Source organism: Bacillus massiliigorillae, assembly GCF_000380245.2.
Taxonomy (GTDB): Bacteria; Bacillota; Bacilli; order Bacillales; family DSM-1321; genus Bacillus_AD; species Bacillus_AD massiliigorillae.
Genome location: NZ_HG428741.1, coordinates 1,253,286 through 1,272,180 on the forward strand (window position 1 = coordinate 1,253,286; position 18,895 = coordinate 1,272,180).

At 34.2% G+C, this 18,895-nt stretch carries 16 protein-coding genes; 10 read left to right on the forward strand and 6 right to left on the reverse strand.

The features are described from left to right. On the reverse strand, positions 1-248 hold a 248-nt coding region (locus TX86_RS26955; protein WP_042347130.1), incomplete at its 3' end, for a hypothetical protein. 306 nt (positions 249-554) lie between these two features. Here TX86_RS26955 and TX86_RS26145 point away from each other — a divergent pair. The 5 genes from TX86_RS26145 (at position 555) to TX86_RS05855 (ending at position 7,459) form a co-directional block, all read left to right on the forward strand. After that, positions 555-785, forward strand: a complete 231-nt coding sequence (locus TX86_RS26145) for a heterocycloanthracin/sonorensin family bacteriocin (RefSeq protein WP_081707574.1) — start codon at positions 555-557, stop codon at positions 783-785. A gap of 154 nt (positions 786-939) precedes the next feature. Further along, on the forward strand, positions 940-2,886 hold the full coding sequence (locus TX86_RS05840) for a putative thiazole-containing bacteriocin maturation protein (protein WP_042347135.1): 1,947 nt from the start codon (positions 940-942) through the stop codon (positions 2,884-2,886). Beyond that, positions 2,883-4,829, forward strand: a complete 1,947-nt coding sequence (locus TX86_RS05845) for a TOMM precursor leader peptide-binding protein (RefSeq protein WP_042347136.1) — start codon at positions 2,883-2,885, stop codon at positions 4,827-4,829. Before TX86_RS05840 ends, TX86_RS05845 begins: the two co-directional genes overlap by 4 nt. A gap of 21 nt (positions 4,830-4,850) precedes the next feature. Beyond that, positions 4,851-6,419, forward strand: coding sequence for a SagB family peptide dehydrogenase (locus TX86_RS05850; protein ID WP_042347137.1), 1,569 nt, complete (start codon positions 4,851-4,853; stop codon positions 6,417-6,419). 218 nt (positions 6,420-6,637) lie between these two features. Beyond that, positions 6,638-7,459, forward strand: coding sequence for a ComEC/Rec2 family competence protein (locus TX86_RS05855; RefSeq protein ID WP_052343549.1), 822 nt, complete (start codon positions 6,638-6,640; stop codon positions 7,457-7,459). A gap of 81 nt (positions 7,460-7,540) precedes the next feature. Here the strand turns inward: TX86_RS05855 and TX86_RS05860 are convergent, their stop codons facing one another. After that, positions 7,541-8,227: an LrgB family protein gene (locus tag TX86_RS05860; RefSeq protein WP_042347139.1), complete on the reverse strand. Its 687-nt coding sequence runs from the start codon at positions 8,225-8,227 to the stop codon at positions 7,541-7,543. Next, a complete protein-coding gene (locus TX86_RS05865; RefSeq protein WP_042347141.1) occupies positions 8,197-8,601 on the reverse strand; it encodes a CidA/LrgA family protein in 405 nt (134 codons plus the stop codon). Before TX86_RS05865 ends, TX86_RS05860 begins: the two co-directional genes overlap by 31 nt. Before the next feature lie 309 nt (positions 8,602-8,910). On the opposite strand from TX86_RS05865, the gene TX86_RS05870 reads away from it, so the two are divergent. The 3 genes from TX86_RS05870 to TX86_RS05880 all read left to right on the forward strand — a co-directional run bounded on the left by TX86_RS05870 (position 8,911) and on the right by TX86_RS05880 (position 14,789). Further along, entirely contained in the window at positions 8,911-9,633 is a 723-nt protein-coding gene (locus TX86_RS05870; RefSeq protein ID WP_042347143.1) for a toast rack family protein, read from the forward strand. A 217-nt stretch (positions 9,634-9,850) separates the two neighbouring features. Next, positions 9,851-10,534 carry a DUF421 domain-containing protein gene (locus TX86_RS05875; RefSeq protein WP_042347146.1) on the forward strand — a complete coding sequence of 228 codons (684 nt, stop codon included), beginning with the start codon at positions 9,851-9,853 and terminating at the stop codon, positions 10,532-10,534. A gap of 751 nt (positions 10,535-11,285) precedes the next feature. Then, positions 11,286-14,789 carry a glycoside hydrolase family 84 protein gene (locus TX86_RS05880; protein ID WP_052343550.1) on the forward strand — a complete coding sequence of 1,168 codons (3,504 nt, stop codon included), beginning with the start codon at positions 11,286-11,288 and terminating at the stop codon, positions 14,787-14,789. Positions 14,790-14,881: 92 nt separating this feature from the next. Here the strand turns inward: TX86_RS05880 and TX86_RS05885 are convergent, their stop codons facing one another. Further along, positions 14,882-15,223 carry a hypothetical protein gene (locus TX86_RS05885; RefSeq protein ID WP_154663056.1) on the reverse strand — a complete coding sequence of 114 codons (342 nt, stop codon included), beginning with the start codon at positions 15,221-15,223 and terminating at the stop codon, positions 14,882-14,884. Between the two features lie 398 nt (positions 15,224-15,621). On the opposite strand from TX86_RS05885, the gene TX86_RS27380 reads away from it, so the two are divergent. After that, positions 15,622-16,152, forward strand: a complete 531-nt coding sequence (locus TX86_RS27380) for a glycerophosphoryl diester phosphodiesterase membrane domain-containing protein (RefSeq protein WP_042347150.1) — start codon at positions 15,622-15,624, stop codon at positions 16,150-16,152. A 26-nt stretch (positions 16,153-16,178) separates the two neighbouring features. Further along, positions 16,179-17,408, forward strand: coding sequence for a glycerophosphodiester phosphodiesterase family protein (locus TX86_RS27385; protein WP_195892865.1), 1,230 nt, complete (start codon positions 16,179-16,181; stop codon positions 17,406-17,408). A 144-nt stretch (positions 17,409-17,552) separates the two neighbouring features. Here TX86_RS27385 and TX86_RS05900 read toward each other — a convergent pair whose 3' ends face one another. Continuing rightward, entirely contained in the window at positions 17,553-18,083 is a 531-nt protein-coding gene (locus tag TX86_RS05900; RefSeq protein ID WP_042347152.1) for a GNAT family N-acetyltransferase, read from the reverse strand. Between the two features lie 90 nt (positions 18,084-18,173). Beyond that, entirely contained in the window at positions 18,174-18,800 is a 627-nt protein-coding gene (locus TX86_RS05905; protein WP_042347155.1) for a LysE family translocator, read from the reverse strand. Positions 18,801-18,895 lie beyond the last annotated feature (95 nt).

Consider the following 18,895-nt stretch of genomic DNA (forward strand, 5'->3'; position numbering starts at 1 on the left):
CCTGGCATAGAAGGTCCTCCACCAGGACCAGAAGGAGGGAATCCACCGCCACCCGGCATAGAAGGTCCAGTACCAGGACCAAAGGGAGGAAATCCGCTACCACTCGGCATAGAAGGTGCTCCACCTGGCATTGGCAAAATACTACTGGGTATTGGTGGAGGAAGGCGATCATATTCATAATGGTTATAAGAATTATTTATATCATTATTATCAAACGTATGGTTATACATATTAGGTTGCTGATACATAATATTTTCCTTTCAAAAAATGTGTTTTTCATTCTTATTTAAAATATGTAAATAGGCTTACCTTAGTTCTTTGGATAGATGCCTCTTAAAGAGGAAAGATTATTTGTTTTAATGAAAAAGAAAAGTAGGTTTATGAACAAACTAAATCTTTCCAATAAATAGGCTTTTGCATCTGTAGCAATACCCATCCACTGTACATAATTTGTTGAAGAGAGTACTTAAAATATGGGTAAAACTATTGATTTTTGCAGTTTTCTCCATTTAAGTTGCTCTTTGTTCAATATTATTACGTGGAGGTATATACTAATGAATGATTTTTATAATCAACTCCAAGCGTTAAATGTTAGTGATTTCCAGACTACTCAGATGATTCCGTGGGATCAAAGTCAATATGGTATGGATAATTCATATCGCCAAATTGGTTTTGGCATCGGGGGTTGCTTTGGGTGTTTCTTATGCTTCGGCTGCTTTGGTTGCGGTGGTAGATGTGGACGCTGTGGTGGTTGTGGAGGACGTTGCGGAAGATGTGGTCGATAATTCATTTTGTATTTATGAATTGAGGAGGTTTTCCCTGCATGAATGTATGCAGGGATTTTTTTGTATACATATGAGACAAATTGTAATACATAGGATGTAAGTGAAGGCTCTTATGTAGATTGCTATAGAATCGCTATGGGTTAGGAGGATCGTAATGACAAGTGTGACCCCTTCTATGCGCTTAAAAGTCAAAAGAGATGTTTTTTTTCTCCCTGATTCAGATAAGGGAGTGTATTTTCGGAATAATGTAAGCTCATTCCGAATGCAGGGGAGTACAATTTTTCAATGGATTGAAAAACTAATGCCTATGTTCAATGGAGAACATACGTTAAAGGATTTGACAGATGGTTTGCCAGGACCTTATCGAAATCGTGTTTTTGAAATTGCAGAAGTTCTTTATAAAAATGGGTTTGTTCGAGATATGAGTCTAGACTACCCGCATCAATTGGCAGAACCTATTATGAAGAAGTATGCTTCGCAAATTGAGTTTTTAAATCATATTGGCAATTCAGGTGCCGCTCGTTTCCAAACATATCGACAGATGAAAGTACTGGCAATTGGATCTGGTTCATTTTTTGTTTCGTTAGTTTCTGCTTTACTTGAATCTGGTTTACCTCGACTTTTTACATTAATTACTGGTTGTGTGCCTACTAATAGAGAGAGAATAGCGGAAATTGTTACACATGCAAGTGAGGAAGATAATGAAGTAGCGATTGAGGAGATTCGTATTACTTCTATAGGAGATAATTCTTGGAAAGAGTGTGTGCGTCCATTTGATGCAGTTTTATATGTATCACAAGAAGGTAATATTGAGGAATTAAGAGCTATTCATTTGGCTTGTAAGAGTGAAAATAAAATATTTATGCCAGCAGTAAACCTGAAAAATGTAGGTTTGGTGGGTCCAGTAATGCAAAAGGATTCAACAGGATGCTGGGAATCTGCATGGCGACGTTTGCACCAAACAGTACTCGAAAAAGATACTGAATTATCAACATTTTCATCAGTTGCTGGAGCAATGTTAGCAAATGTAATGGTATTTGCATTTTTTAAAGAAGTGACAGGGGCAGTGGAAGCGAGTCGGAATAATCAATTCTATTTGCTCAATATGGAAACATTAGAAGGCAATTGGCATCAATTTATGAATCATCCTCAAGTGCAAGGCGATATAAAGGCAAGATGGGTGGAAGACATTGATAATAGGATTATTGAGAGAAACAGTGTAGGCGAGGAAGGGAAATGGTTTATTTCATTCAGTATGTTAACTTCACCTGAAATAGGTGTTTTTCATAGTTGGGAGGAAGGAGATTTAAAGCAGCTTCCTTTAGCTCAATGTCAGGTTCAAGTTGTCAATCCATTGACTGACGGTCCTGCTGAATTATTACCAGAAATAATTTGTTCAGATTTGACTCATGAAGAAGCAAGAAGAGAAGCCGGTTTAAGTGGTATCGAAGCGTATGCGTTGCCTAATGTTAGACATCTCATAACAACAGCATCTTTAGAAAATGTGAAATTTGAAGAATATATGGGTATTGGTAGTGGCGAGACCGTTGCAGAATGTATTTGTAGAGGACTGAGTAAATGCTTAAATGAAGAGCTTCGTTTACGAACAAGAAATGAAACTATTTCAGTTCAGTTGGTGAAATTAAGTACAGTAGAAGATGAACGAGTTAAGTATTATTTACAGTCACTTACTACAATGCAAGGTGCACCTAGGATTGGCATTGGAAGAGAAATTCATGGTTTCCCTGTAGCGTGGATTAATTCGGGTGAGAAGTGGTTGGGATGTGTAGGTTTAAATATAACAATGGCGTTACAAAATGTGCTACGACAAGCGATTATGAAAGTACAAAATAAGGGTAGACAAATTGAAGTTCAAGGATTGGAACTTTCTGATGTGTTTCTGGAAGATAAGCCTCTACTGGACTTATTGATTCCTACGTGTAACAAGACAGCCCATATTGAAATAGTGCAACATTCGAGGGGGATTTTAAAAGCCAACAATAAAGAACTACTGCTTATGGAACTGGACTTGGAGCCATTTTTTAAAGAAAAATTAGCTGGAGTGTATGGAGTGTTAGTACGAGAGGAGGTGGCAAGGTGAGTTATGTTGTGTTGGTTGTCGGAGAAGGACTATTGACAGATAGTGTTATTAGAGAATTATCAGACCAATACAAGATTATTCATCAAACTAATGTTGAGCTAAATCTTGCTGGAAATATTCATTTAGCTTTAGTTTTACAAGATGGTTGGGAACCAGCTATGCATGTCAAAGCAGAGAAAGTATTTAGAGAAGCTAATATTCCCTGGCTTCGTAGTTTTGTGTCATTTGGAGAAGGAATGGTTGGTCCAATAGTGTACCCAGATACAATTGGTTGTTCTCAGTGTGCAGATCATCGGCGTCTCATGGCAGGACGTGAACGTAAAGAAATGTGGGAAGTGCGAATGCATTTGCAAGAGAATAGCGGAATAGAGAGCGATGTAACGGCAACTCAGCTCGGTATTAGGCATATGGCTTATCTAATTTGTGCGGAAGTAGAGAAGATAGCAAGGGATGACAACAATAGACACGGGCAAGAACGTGTGGCTTTAATCAATCTGACATCATTGAATACGTCTTGGCATACTTTTTTACCGAATTCTTCATGTGAGTTTTGTAATCAATTACCTAACGACACACCGACTGAAGCTCGAATTGCTTTGCAGCCTAGTCCAAAGATAAGTCCTGATAATTATCGTACTATTTCAATGGATCATTTAAGTAAAGTTTTGGTCAAAGACTATTATGATCAAAAAATGGGCTTTTTAAATAATAAAATGATAGACCTTGTACCACCATTTGCTGATGTAAGTGTTAATTTACCTTTATTTATTGGTGAAGAAGGAGTAGCGGGACGGACAAATTCATATGCGATGAGCGAATCAACTGCTATTTTAGAAGGTTTAGAGAGATATTGTGGAATAGAACCACGAGGGAAAAGAACGGTCATATATGATAGTTATAACAACTTAAAAGAGCAAGCACTTGATCCTGTAGAATTGGGTGTGCATTCGAAGAAGCATTATGAACAATTTGGTTATCCATTTAAACCATTTGATTATAATAAGCCTATTCATTGGGTTTGGGGGTATTCGTTTTCACAAGAGCGTCCAATACTAGTTCCAGAGCTACTGGCTTATTATAGTTTAGGGTGTGGAGAAGGATTTGTTTATGAAACTTCGAACGGCTGTGCTTTAGGTGGGAGTTTAGAGGAGACTATTTTTTATGGAATTATGGAAGTTATAGAGCGAGATTCGTTTCTATTGACATGGTATGCGAACATGCAATTACCTCGACTTGACCCTTATTCAGCGAATGATGAAGAATTGCATTTAATGATTGATAGAGCACGAGCTGTTGCAGGGTATGATATTCATTTGTTTAATGCCACAATGGAGCACGGCATCCCAAGCATATGGGCATTGGCTAAGAATAGAAAGCAAAAGGGATTAAATATCATATGTGCGGCAGGAGCTCATGTAGATCCTGTTAAAGCGGTCAAAAGTGCGGTCCATGAGCTGGCTGGAATGATGTTAACTTTAGATAAAAAGTTTGAAGATAACCGAGATGAATATGAAAGAATGTTTCAAGATTCAACGTTAGTCAAACAGATGGATGACCACGGCATGTTGTTTGGCTTGCCGCAAACGGAAGAGCGATTGAAGTTTCTATTAGAAGAAAATCGTCCATTACGAACATTTACTGAAGAGTTTAAACGCCACAATAAGTCTTTTGATTTAAAAGATGATTTACAAGATATTTTGCAAGCTTTGCGGCAGGTAGACCTTGATGTAATTGTAGTGAATCAAACATCACCAGAAATTAAGCGGAATGGATTGCACTGTGTGAAAGTGATTATTCCTGGAATGTTGCCTATGACATTTGGACATCATCTTACTCGTGTGACTGGTCTTGATAGAGTATTAAAGGTTCCTATGGAGCTCGGGTATACAACGAAACCATTGAGTAGGGAACAACTCAATCCATATCCACATCCGTTTCCATAATTAGTGATTAGGAGGTAGAAGATGATTCTTGATGAGTTTCTACACAATCTACACTATCACGTTGACAAATTAAGTCCGCCAAATTGGGAAGTGGATTGGGATGATGCACCACTACCGTATAAGCTTTATCAAGGCTTGCCTAGTTTTCCGTTTTCTCTAGAAGTACCGATGACATTTGAAGAAAGGAATACTAGCTCTACACCAGATTTCGAAAGCATGGGCGATTTTCTTTGGTATGTGTACGGTCTTACTCAATTGAGAGAGTCTTTTTTTTCAGCGGAGTCTTTAGATGAAGAAGGAGATTTATTACGGTCATTCCGGCGGTATGCTCCTTCAGGTGGAGCGCTGTATCCAAATGAATTATATGTATATTTAAAAATAGAACATTTGCCAACTGGAATTTATCATTATGATGTAGCTCACCATCGTTTAGTGTTGTTACGAGAAGGAGAATTTGATTCTTATATTGAAGCTACTCTTGGCAATCGAGTTGATATGTCTGAGTGTTTTGGGACTGTATTTATTTCGACAATGTTCTGGAAAAATTATTATAAATACAATAATTTTGCTTATCGTTTGCAAGGAATGGATACTGGCGTTGTAATTGGGCAATTGTTAGAGATAGCAAAACGCTTTCGTTTTGAATCGTGTGTGTATTTTCAATTTTTAGATCGTGCTGTTAATCATTTACTTGGGCTTGTGGAAAATGAAGAAAGCACATATGCTGTGATTCCATTATCAGTACAATCAGCAAATTGTTTTTCGGTTTCTAATGAAAAGAATGTCAATATTACTTCAGAACAATTATGTAATGATTTACATGAGATTCATTGTAATCATTATGTACACTCACAAAATATTAAAGAGTACCCAATGTTAATTAACATGAATGAAGCGTCTATGTTGGAAGCTACTGAATCGTTTCGGTATATGACTTTGGAGAATTCTGAGAATGAAGTGTATCAGCAAGTATCTTTACCGCCTGTGGAACGACTATCGTATGATTTGGCATCTGTGTGCCGAAAGCGATTTTCTCCGGAAATGGATTTTGTTTTGGGAAAGGTAAGTAAAGAACAATTAAGCTGTCTTATGTATGAGGCAATGGAGTCATTCAAATATCAGAATGACCTTGGACTTTTGAAACAAACATCATTAACAATTTATAGTTGTTTGTACAATGTAGATGATGTTCCATCTGGTGCTTATAGATATGACAGTAGTACACATGCTTTACAGCCGAGACAGTTGGGAGACCAACGACTTCGACTACAGCAAGGAATGACTATTAGTAATGTGAACATGCAACAAATTCCTATGTGTATACATGTAGGTGGAGAAAAGGAGCATTACAAAGAATCATTTGGCTATCGGGGCTATCGCATTCAACAGATGGAAGCTGGAATGCTTGTACAACGACTGCTATTAGTTGCTTCAGCTCTCGGAATGGGAGGGCATCCACTACTTGGATATGATGTGGATTTATGTGATGAACTTTATCGAGTAAAAACTGAAGGGATAACAAGTTTAATTCAAGTACCAATTGGCTTTTATAGAAATCGCCCTTGGTTGAAGGGACGTTTAAGTAGTTAAATATAATCTGTTATGAATTTACAGTCTTAATTTCTATATAGGGAATTAGGGCTGTATTTTTTTCTGAATTCTTCTTAAAACAACCTTTGAATAGGAGTTATAATGGAAGTGGGATGAATGGAGATAAACTATAGAATCAACTGAACAAAATTATATAGTTCCATTAAAAGTAAAGGGTTGAGAATTAAGTGAGAAAGTTAAATAGGGGGATTATGATTTTGACGATTACTTTTTTAGTATTAATCGTTATATTTTTTTTCTTGTATAAATGGTTTATGCAAGAATCAAGAGAAGAACGTGAGAAAGCTCCGTTTGCTGTAACAGTATTAGAGACTGGAAAATCAGATTGTATCATTATTGAGACAGGTGGGGAAATCATACTTGTTGATAGTGGCGAAGATAAGAATGCTAAGAAAATACTTCGATATTTAAAGAAAAAGAATATTAAAGAAATTGATTATTTCATTCTTACTCATCCAGATAAAGACCATATCGGGGGAGCGGATCATATACTTAGAGAATTGAAAGTGAAACAACTGATTCATAGCCATTATGAAGCAAATACGAAACAATATAAGCAATACATAGAGGTTTGTTCAGAAAAGGGAATTGTACCTAAAACACTAAAAGAACCAATGAAATTTCAAATCAATGATGCTCAGTTCACATTATATCCTCCTGAACGTTTATATTATGAAGAGGATAATGATTATTCTCTCGTTCTTAGTGTTGTATATAAAAAAACGAGTTTTTTATTTGCTGGAGATGCTGAAGAAACACGATTAAAAGAACTAATGCGAATAGATAATCTACAGCATACATTTTTGAAGGTTCCTCATCATGGTAAATATAATGAACAAACGAAACTATTTCTACAGCAAGTTGCACCTTCCTATAGTGTTATTACTTGTTCCGATGAAGAACCACCAAAGAAAAAAACGTTAAAAGCGCTAGATGCATTGAATGTTAAAACCTTTTTAACAAGTAAAGGTACGGTATATTGCACGAGTAATGGTAAGAAAATCAAAATCACACAATAAACAGCTAGGGGACTAAAAAGGTCAAAGTATTAAGATCTTTTTAGTCCCCATTCTATTAAACATTTATAAAATAGTACGTTACTACATAAAAAACGGAATAATCGAACCAATAATTGCTCCAAGAATTGCAGTCAAAGCCATCGACACAGAACCCATGGAGAAGCTTAGTTCCCCATATTCAGAAGCTTTCGAAGTACCAAGTGCATGTGAGGCACTGCCAAGAGCAATTCCTTTCCCCATATCACTATGAATACGGCTCCATTTAATAAAGAGTGGACCTAGTACAGCACCAACGAACCCAGCAATCACTACTAATACAACCGTAATTGCAGGAATTCCTCCTAATTCAGAGGAGACTTCCATAGCAACAGGAGTTGTAAGTGATTTTGGTAGAAGAGAAAGAATCATATCTTTATTTACTCCAAATAGAAATGCCAAAAGTGAGCCGCTCATCATTCCAACAACCAAGCCAATTGATACTCCAGAGACAATTGGTAATAAGTATTTCACTAATATTTTTCTTTGGTTATATAAAGGGTAAGCGAGAGCTACTACAGCTGGTCCTAATAAATAATTAATCCAATGACCTCCTATTAAATATGTGTTATATGGAATATGAAATAAAACAAGTATTCCAATAATAACTAGCACTGTTGTCAAAATCGGCGAAAGAAAAGGAGAGGAGAATTTTAAGTATAATCGATTCATCCCTAAATAAAGTAGAATCGTAATGGATATTATAGCGATTGCGATGAGCGCTTGTAACATTTTTTCTTTTCCTCTCTTTGCTTCGTTTTATGTTCAACAAATTGACTAATTTTCCCTGCTGAAACGATAGTCATAAGGGTACTTATAATGACAACTAAAAGAACTAATAGACCTTTACCATAAAAAAGATCAGGATATTTTATAATTCCTACTAGAGTAGGAACGAATAACAGTGGTAAAAAGGCTAATAAGAATCCAGCTCCTCGTTCAATCCATTTTACAGACAAAATATTTAGAGATAATACTAGAAATAATAATAATAAACCGATAATACTTCCTGGTAGTGGAATATGCGCGTATGTATGCATAGCATTTCCAATGAACAAAAAAACATATAAAATAGCGATTTGCACAATAATTTTAATGGCATTCATCTTGCATACTTCCTAGTTTGACTGACATGAAAAAACCCCTTTGCCTATTTAAATACATATTGAGCTTACTGCTGGACAACTTTGGATTCAATCATTCTGCTTATTTTATAAATATTCTTTTAGAAAAAGTTCACTGAGTGTGAAATTCATTACGTCTTAAGTCTTAAGAAAAAATATTACTTCAGCTACATTTGTGAAACTGTGTAAGGAGATATGATTGAATTATAAGTGGATGTAAAAGTATTCCAAATGGAATGTTGTTAAATTATCAGGCTAAAAGTAAAAAACAATTGAATGGGGGAGGAAAAAATGAGAAAAACATTATTTATTGGTCTTATTTGTGGATTATTATTTATAGCAGCGGGTTGTAACAATCTAGTTAGTGGAGTAAGTGGTGATGTACAAAATGAGCCTATCTTGATTAAAAAGGATAGAGCAAAGGAATTAGATGTAGAACTTAATGTAGGAGCAGGAGAGTTAAATGTTTCAAAAGGTGCAAAGGATTGGATTGAAGGAAGCATTAATTATAATAAGGATAAACTTAAACCGATTGTAAAATATGATTATAGTAATGATAAAGGTGAGGTAGTAATTAAGCAGAAAAATTTAAAGTTTCCTCAAATTAAGAATGTAAAGAACGAATGGAATATAGAGCTTTCGAAAAAAATCCCAATGAAACTATCAGTTAACACTGGTGCATCGATGGCAAAACTAGATTTACGAGACTTAAAGCTAAAACAATTAAATATTCAAGCTGGTGTGAGTCAGCTAGAGGTTGATTTAGGTGGAGAGTGGAAAGAAAGTTTTACAACTACAATTGAAACTGGTGTGGGAGAAACTACGGTTATTTTACCTTCAAAAGTTGGAGTGAAAATTACATCTCAAAAAGGAATAGGGGAGATTAACATGGAAAACTTTATTTCTAAAGGAAATGGAGTATATGTTAATGCAGCCTATGATAACGCTGATGTAATTTTGAATGTGAATATGGAAATGGGTGTTGGATCGGTCACTTTTAAATTGGATAATTGAGTAAATATTTGGGTGGGCTTATTATGAAGGTCCACCTTTTGTTTTACGGTAAAATGTGTAGACAGTGATGGATGAAACAAAATAAAAGTTGAAAAATCATAAACGATGAAGTTGGTACAATAAAATAGACAGAGTTCTAATACTAATAATTGTATATAAATTGCCCTTCCTAAACATAATGTGTTTATAGAAACGTTTGGTTTTGGAGGTTGCAACTTTGGATGAAGTTAGCTTAGGATTAATTGCACTGAAGGTAGTTATTGGGTTTATTTCTTTGTATTGTATTCTTCTTATTACAGGGAGAACATCAATTTCTCAATTAACTCCATTTCATTTTATCTTTATTTTAATGTTAGATGACTTTTTAGGACATGTTATATATGAAAATAAGTTAAGTATTTTTAAGTTTCTTTACGCTATTGGTTTGTGGACTTTGTTAATGATTATTTTAGAATTTGTTACGATGAAATATATAAAAATCAGATTTATAATACAACGAAAACCATTTTTCATAATTAGGAATGGGAAACTAGATCGTAATGCAGTAAAAAAGTCTAGATTAGATATTAATCAAATATTAAGCTTACTACGCCAGCAAAGAGTATTTTCAATAAGAGAAGTTGAATTTGCAATTTTAGAACCTAATGGTCAACTTAGCGTAGCTTTAAAATCGAAATATGATAATCTTAAGAATAAAGATTTACAATTACCTGAACAGAAAATAGATTTACCTATAACACTCATTATTGATGGGGAAATAATAAGGAACACATTGTATGAAAATGGACTAGATGAAAAATGGTTACAGAAAGAACTCAAGATTAAAGGTTTCAATGATGTGAAGAATATTTTCCATGCTGAATGGAAAAAAAGTGAGGGACTCTATATATCACCTAAGTAGGAAATCTGATTTCTTGAATGTGTTGTTTAATTTCTGAATATGTATTCAATGTTTTGAAAATAATTACTTATCTGTTTAATATAGTAGAATATAAGGATTAATTCCTCGTCTAACATATATTTAAACTATTTGTATTTTTTACAATTTCATGAAGTGATACAGTTTTTCAGAGTGGAATTTCACTTTTGATTTAAGAAAAATAATTGACAACTACGTAATAATAGTAAAGTTACACTGATTTTGGCATAGTAAGTAATGAAAATAAGTCGTATTATTTGACGAGATTTATAATGTGAAATGGTAAATAGATAGTAAAAGAGGAACTCTAAAGGTGAGAAAATGCGAATCTTTTCGATTTAATTCTCTATTTTGAAGTGAATTTCTTAAAAAAGCGATAATTTAGCGTAATATTTAAAGATAAAAGTAAGAAATGTTCGTGAAAAAAGAGGCTACCCAAGTTTTATGTAGATGGGACAGTCTCTTTTTTCTTTTGTGAAATAATTAAGAAGTAAATTCGGAAATTAAGTGACTTAACTAATACTCTGAAAATAACACTATATTAATATAATTGACATTTGTATTTTAATTTAATATATTTAGATTCGGAAAGCGATTTCACAATATTTTTAGGCTTTATTATTAATTAGTTGAAGGTAGATTTAATAATATAGTTATATTGAAATTATATTATGTTTGTAACTTTTCTATTATTTCAACTACTGAAAGCGTCATCAGAATGGAGAGAGAGTATTTGAAAAAGAACAAGCATCAAAAAGTTTTCGGAATTGTAATGGCATCTTGTTTAACAGCAACTACGATTCCAACAGCCGTATTCGCAGTGGATGCAACTAAAGAAGAAAAAGAAAAAATGGTTGTAAGTAATGTAATTGAAAAGTTAAGCCCAACTCCTCAAGTTGTTAATGAACTAGGGAAGGACTTTACTTTTACTTCTTCAGTTAACATCATTGGTAAAGATGTAGCTGATAAAGATGCGATGCGCGAATTAACGGAGTTACTTAATAAATATGGTATTAAAGTTAATACAACAATCAATGAGAAAGATACAACAATTCTTATTGGTGAAGACGAAGATGAAATCGCAGAATTAAATGCATTATTTGCTGAGCTGAACAAGGATGATGCTAGCAAGATTACAACTGCTGAAGGCTATGCACTTGCTACAGTTGCGGATGAAAACGGATCTTCAAAGATTGCAATTGAAGGTAAAGACGAAAAGGGCACATTCTATGGTGTTCAAACGTTAAAGCAATTAATTGAAAAAGAACAAGATGGTGTTCATGTTCCAGAATTATATATTAAAGACCATCCTTCACAACATCAACGTGCGATTGTAGAAGGTTTTTATGGAGAGCCATGGAGCCATGAAACACGTTTAAATCAATTCAAATTCTATGGTGAGAATAAAATCAACTCTTACATATATGCTCCAAAATCAGACCCTTATCATCGTGATAAGTGGAGAGAGCCATACCCAGCTGATCAATTAGGTCGTATGAAAGAACTAATTGAGACTGCTAAAGAAAATAAAGTAGACTTCGTGTTTGCTATTTCTCCAGGTAAAGATATTCGATTCAATGAAGAAACACATGAAGTTCACCCTGAAGATTACAAAGCATTACTAGATAAAGCTGAAGCGTTATATGAAATGGGTGTACGTAGCTTCTCAATCCTATGGGATGATATCTTCATCGTAGATGGAGTAGGACAAGCTACAGTATTGAACCGTTTTAATAATGATTTTGTTAAAGCTAAAGGTGATGTTACACCACTTATTACTGTACCAACGGAATATTGGGGAAGTGTAATGTTCAATGGAGACGAAGTAAAAACTTATACGAAAGATTTTGCTCGTACATTAGATAAAGACATTGAGGTAATGTGGACAGGTAATGATGTAATGTCACAAACTGTAACACCTGAAGATGCAAAAAAAATTAAAGATATTTATGGTCGTGACATGTTGTTATGGTGGAACTATCCTGTAAGTGATTACAGAGAAGAGAAATTGGCTTTAGGACCAATTTATAACCTTCCAAATAACTTAAACGAAAACATTGGTGGATTCATTATTAACCCAATGACATTTGCAGAGTCATCTAAAATTTCCATTCATACAGGTGCTGATTATGCATGGAACACTGCGAAGTATGATCATGATAAAGCATGGGATCGTGCAATTGAAGCAACTGTTGGAGCGGAATTGAAAGATAGCTTTAAAGTGTTCGCTGATCACTCAACACGTTTAGATACAGGTCGTCCTGATGCACCTGAAATGAAAGAGGTTATGGATAACTTCTGGGCAAAAGTTGAAAAAGGAACAATACCTACTTCTGAGATTGCTACTTTAAAAGCTGAATTCAAAAATATTGAAAAAGCAGTAAATAAAGTTAAAGCAGACTTGAAAGATCCTAAGATGATGAAAGAAATTAATCGTCAACTAGATAAGCTTGGTGTATATTCAGATGCAGCTACAATTGCTACTGATATGGTTACTGCAATGATGAATAAGAATACACAGCAATGGTGGGATTTAAAATCTCAATTAAGTGTTAAGATTGAAGAGCTAAATAAAAATAAAGCAATTATTTCTGAAGAAGTTCTTGCTGCATTTGTTAGCAAAGCAAATTCATTAACTGATGAAATGTTCTTTAATGGTGTAGAGAAAGAAGAAGTGAAAACTTATGACTATAAGGTTACAGCTTCAGAAAACTTAGTGCCATTAAAGCATGAAGATTGGTTAAATACAAAAGCTCCTTACGAGTTCTCAAGTATGGTTGATGGACGTCTAGACACTACTTACCGTTCACAAAATGAAATTAAAAAAGGTGATTTCATTCAAGTTGATCTTGGTAAAGTCGAAGAATTAAAGAACATTTACATGGAAATGGGTCGTACTAATAGTGATAACACTATTATGAAGGGCAAATTAGAAATTTCTAAAGATGGTCAAACGTGGAAAACGCTAATTAAAAATAACGAAGATCATGAAATCTTTGAAACATTAGATGCTTCTGCTCGTTATATTAAATATACAGCTTTAGAAGATCAAGCTAATCAAGTATTTGTTAGAGAATTCCAAGTGAATAAAGCAACAACTAGTGGAATTTATTCTAACAAAAAGGACATTAAAGAAGCAGAATTACAAAAAGACGTAGTAAACACGGAAGATGTGTATAGCTTCACAACAAGCAAACCTGTTAAGTTGACGAAGAACGACTATGCAACAATTGAACTTCCAGAATACAAGTACATTACTTCTGTTGAACTACAAAAAGGTGCAACTGGTAAATTAGCTTACACAATTAATGGTAGAGATTGGATTGATTTTGCTACAGTTAAAGGTAGTGGAAAAGTTGTCCTTGAAAAGCCGCTAGCTGTTAAGCAAGTGAGATTTACATCAAATGCTACAAGCAAGTATAAGAAAGCATTTAACTTAAAGGTAAATGTTGAAGGTAGAGGAGATCTTTCTGTTACAACGAACCGTAATGGATTATCTGCTTCTTGGCCACAATATAACCAAGCAGATTATATGATCAATGGTGACGTGGATCATGCATTTATCTCAAGTTCACCAGTACAAGTTGGAGATTATGTAACTTTAAATTTAGGTAAAGTGAAAAACATCCGTAATGTTCAAATTATCTCAGACCGAGTATCTGGAGCAGACCGTATTCGTGACGGTAAACTAGAATATTCTGTAGACGGAACAACTTGGAAAACTCTTACTGAAGGTAAAATTCCTGCGCAATTAAATATGTATGATTTAGATTTTGATGCGCAATATTTACGCCTAACAGCAACGGATAGCACAGATTCTTGGTTCCGTATGGCTGACTTCTCAGTGAATAATCCTGTAGCTGAAGTTGAGTTCATGTCAAACGTTAAACCATTAAATGATGAGCATCGTTTAGATAACTTAAAAGATAACAATATCCAAACATCATTTATTCCTCGTACTGAAGTAAAAGCGGGCGATAAATTAGTATACAACATGTTTGAAGGTAAAGATGTAAAACGTGTTCAAATCTTCCAAAATGAGCGTAAAATCTCAAATGCGAAAGTAGTTGCTCGTACGGATAAGGATAAATACATTGAATTAGGTACGTTATCTAAAGGATACAATGTATTTGAATTAAAGAAAGCGGAAAAAATTGTTTCAATTAATGTTGAATTTGTAAATGGTTCAGGACAACCTGAAATTTATGAAATCATTACTGAAAACTTATCTAAATAAGAGAGTAAGTAATCAGTAGTATAAAACGAAGGGGCTGTTCGAAAAGTGATGGAATATCACTTTTTGAACAGCCCCTTTATACGTTAAATGAATCAGTATAGCATAACATTGAATTTATAACTTTGGAATCTGGCTATATCATATTGATTTAATTTTGCTTGTACTATCATATAACCGTGATCTAAATTCGAGGTTAAATCTCTTAAAATAAAAGGAAAAGTTGCTTTTATTTTCATGTTTAAAAAGTCCTTACTTGCTCTAGTAAGGGTGAATGGTCCCTCAAATTCTAATTGTTTTTGAATGTTGATTGACTCTCCAGTATGCAAATGAATTGAATGAAGGGTTCCTTCACAATGACGAATACATTCGAGGAAGCCGTTCCAATTAAATGGATGCATACTATCAGACTGGATTTTATACATTTTTTCCATCATAAACACCACTTATTATAATTATTGTCTGTTTCTACACTCAAGATGAACTCAATATCGGTTTTAATTGAATACCTTTGACAATGACTATTTTACATGAAAATAATTATATATCACAATGAAAAAATATAAGGGTATATACATGTATTAAATTTTTTAATAATATAGAGCAATCTATGTAACGATAACTCATTTTTATGAGTAATCAAGGTTCTAAAGAATATGAAAATAATTAGTCATAAACATTTAATTTTTATTATATAACTGTGGAGAAAGCCTTTCTCCACAGTTATTTTTTGAAGTATTTAACAATAGTAAGTAATAGATACATGTTGTCAGGGCATCCTATTAAGACGACGTTAACTTGTGGTTAATATTTTGGGCAGAGGTTGTGTCTTAAAGTGAAACAGTTATTTGAAAAGGCGTTTCGACTAATCCTTTGGGATTGGAGTACGATTTTAATATTCGAGCTTTTATATAAATTCTTTTTAGTATTGGTAGCGCCGTATTATGAGCTATTGTTGGAACAAGCATTAAAGGTTGCAGGGCTCAACTATTTGACGGTTCAAAATATGACGCAGTTATTCACTCATCCTGTAGCTATTGTGTATTTATTGCTATTGTTTCTTTTATTCTTGTTATATGTGTATGTTGAAATTACGGCAATCATTATTTACTGTCAACATGGTATATCGAGAAGTAAAATTGGGCCGCTAAAATTGATGGCCCAAGCTGTTAGAAAAGCTGTAATCATTATGTGGCCACGGAATGTATTATTAATGCTGTTTGTAGCTGTAATCATCCCATTAACGGGTTTTTCACTTTCAGCAGGCCCTTTGATTATCGTAAAAGTTCCGGGATTTATTCTAGATTATATTCATGGGAAGACATTTCTAAATATATTTTATAAAGGAATCATCTTTTTTTGTTAATTCTCGTTTTTCGATGGATTTTCAGTTTGCATGAAACAATCTTAAAAGGCGTTAGTTTTCGCGAGGCGTGTAGAACAAGCTCTTCTATGCTTAAGGGCAAATGGTTGATTACCTTATGGTATTTTATTGTTTGGTCATTCTTTTTATGGTTTATATCAGCGGCAATATATTATATTGGTATATTCTTGATTTTAACAGTTGTTAAGTTTTCTTTTGTTGGGGAAGAAGCGCAAGCGCAGTTCTGGTATTATTTTTCGACGATGGATTACATAGGTAGAATAGCTTTTGGAATGCTGTGTGCGATAGGAAATTTAGCCTTAATTACTGTGCTATATTATTCACAACATCATGTGGTATTAAGAAATAAAAATAAATGGACGCGGAAAGCGTTATTCTTAGGTATATGTAAAGCTGTTGTCATTACACTACTATTTCTTTTTTACTCGGAATTTACGCCGAATTATGAATCACGAATATTTTCTGGAACACGAAGTCAAATCGAAATAGTGGCGCACCGGGCGGGAGCTCTCTTTGCACCTGAAAATACTATATCAGCATTAGAACAATCCATCGAAAGTGGTGCTGACTACGCGGAAGTGGATGTTCAGCAGACAAAGGATGGACAATTAATTTTGTTGCACGATACAAACTTTCAGAGGACGACAGGAGTAAACCGAAATGTTTGGGATGTAACACTTAAACAGACTCGAAGTTATGATGCTGGTATGGATAACCGATTCCAAGGTGAAAAAATTCCAACCTTGGAGCAAGCGGTATCTTTTTCGAAAAATAAAATTAAACTTATGATTGAACTGAAAAGCAATGGACGTGAGCATGATTTAGTTGGTCGAACGCTGAAGATTATAGAGAAATATAATTTTGAGAATCAATGTATTATTGCATCGATGAATCATGGGTTATTAGAACAAGTAAAAAGGAAAAATCCAAACATCCAAACAGCGTATATTTCTGCCATAGCGTATGGTGATTTTGAAAGCCTTCATTCGGCTGATATTTATAGCATTGAGACAACCTTTATATCCAGAGAGCTAATTAAACGATTAGAGAGTATAGGGAAACCATTATATGTGTGGACGGTAAATGAGGAAGAGGATATGCGTAAAGTGGCGGAAAAGCCGATAAAAGGTATCATTACAGATAATCCGTATTTAGCACAATATGTTTTAGAAAACGAGAATCCTTACTTGCTATTAAATGAGCTTATATATCGTGTATTAGGTGAGAGCGATGCGTAAGTAGAGAGATGGGTATACAAGTTTAATCAATAATTGTGCTAATGAACTTTGTTTTGGCATAGGTAAAAAAGAAAACAGAGAAGCGTTTAATGGCAAATGCTTCTCTGTTTTTTTATATGAGTTCGATTGTTCACTTCGAAGGGTTTATTCGAAAAAAGCACTTGAATATTCCACAACTCCTGAATTAGAAGTTAGTGCATTTTCTTTTAATTCTAATGCCATAAATGACTCTTCAGGTACTTCGAAAGGAGCTTTTATTCCCCATAGAGAAGCTTTTTTGAATCCAAATTTAGGATAGTATGTCGGATGTCCTAATACGATAACAGAATTGAAATGGAGCTCTTTGGCTTTTTTTAATGCTTCTTGAATTAATTTCTTTCCAATCCCTTTGCTTTGAAACTCAGGTAAGACAGAAACAGGAGCAAGAGCTAGTGATTCTGATGTTTGTTTGTCGTTCGTTATTTGTATTTTAGTCAATAGAATATGACCGATAATAGTATCGTTGCTAATCGCGACTAGCGATAATTTTGGTATGAACTCATTAGTATTTCTTAAGCGTGATACTAACTCATGTTCTTTTTGATCGCTAAATTTCATATTTGCAAAAGCTTTTTTCACAATATCTTCTGTCGTTTTATAATCATTAATTTGTTCTTGTCTAATTGTTATGTTCATTGTTAACATCTCCTTGCTAGTAGGTCATAATTGCTGTGACGTTTATCCTATCATATAGTCGCTATCCATTACTACCGGTTGTGAATGTTTTTATTGACTTTGGATAGCTACTTTTAATCCGAGCCCTATATAAATTGTACCTACAATCTTTCCGCTCCAACGACCTATCCAAGCTACTCGCTTAATTAACCTACCGAGCATTTGAACACTTAATGCTAAAAACGTCGTATAGATAGCACTTAACAATACAAATATTAATCCAAGTATTAAGAATTGAAGAAAAGATGGTCCGTTTCCAGGATGTATGAATTGTGGTAAAAATGCCAAAAAGAAAAGAGATGTTTTGGGATTAAGAACTTCTACTAAAATAGCTTGAGTATAAGCCTTTATAGAGGATACAGGTGTAACCTTTGATATTTGTGGATTGGCAGGCTTCTCTAAAATTGCTCGAATCCCTAAGTAAAGTAAGTAAGCTGCTCCAGCAAATTTAATAAAGTTAAAAGCAACAGAAGAAGTCATTAAAATAGCAGAAAGTCCGACTGCTGTGAATAACGTATGAATTAAATCCCCAGTTGCAACTCCAAGGCCGGCCATAATACCAGCTTTTCGTCCGCTTTGTGCTGTACGAGTAGCGACTAGTAAAACAGCGGGTCCGGGTATAATAAAAAGCCCCAGTACTATTATTACGAATGCACTCAAGGTAGAGAGAGTGAACATTTTTATATCCTCCATTCATTTAATAATGAGAATATTCTATCAAAAATAACATCAATTCGTAAATTAATCGAGAGTAATTATAATTTGATGCTGTG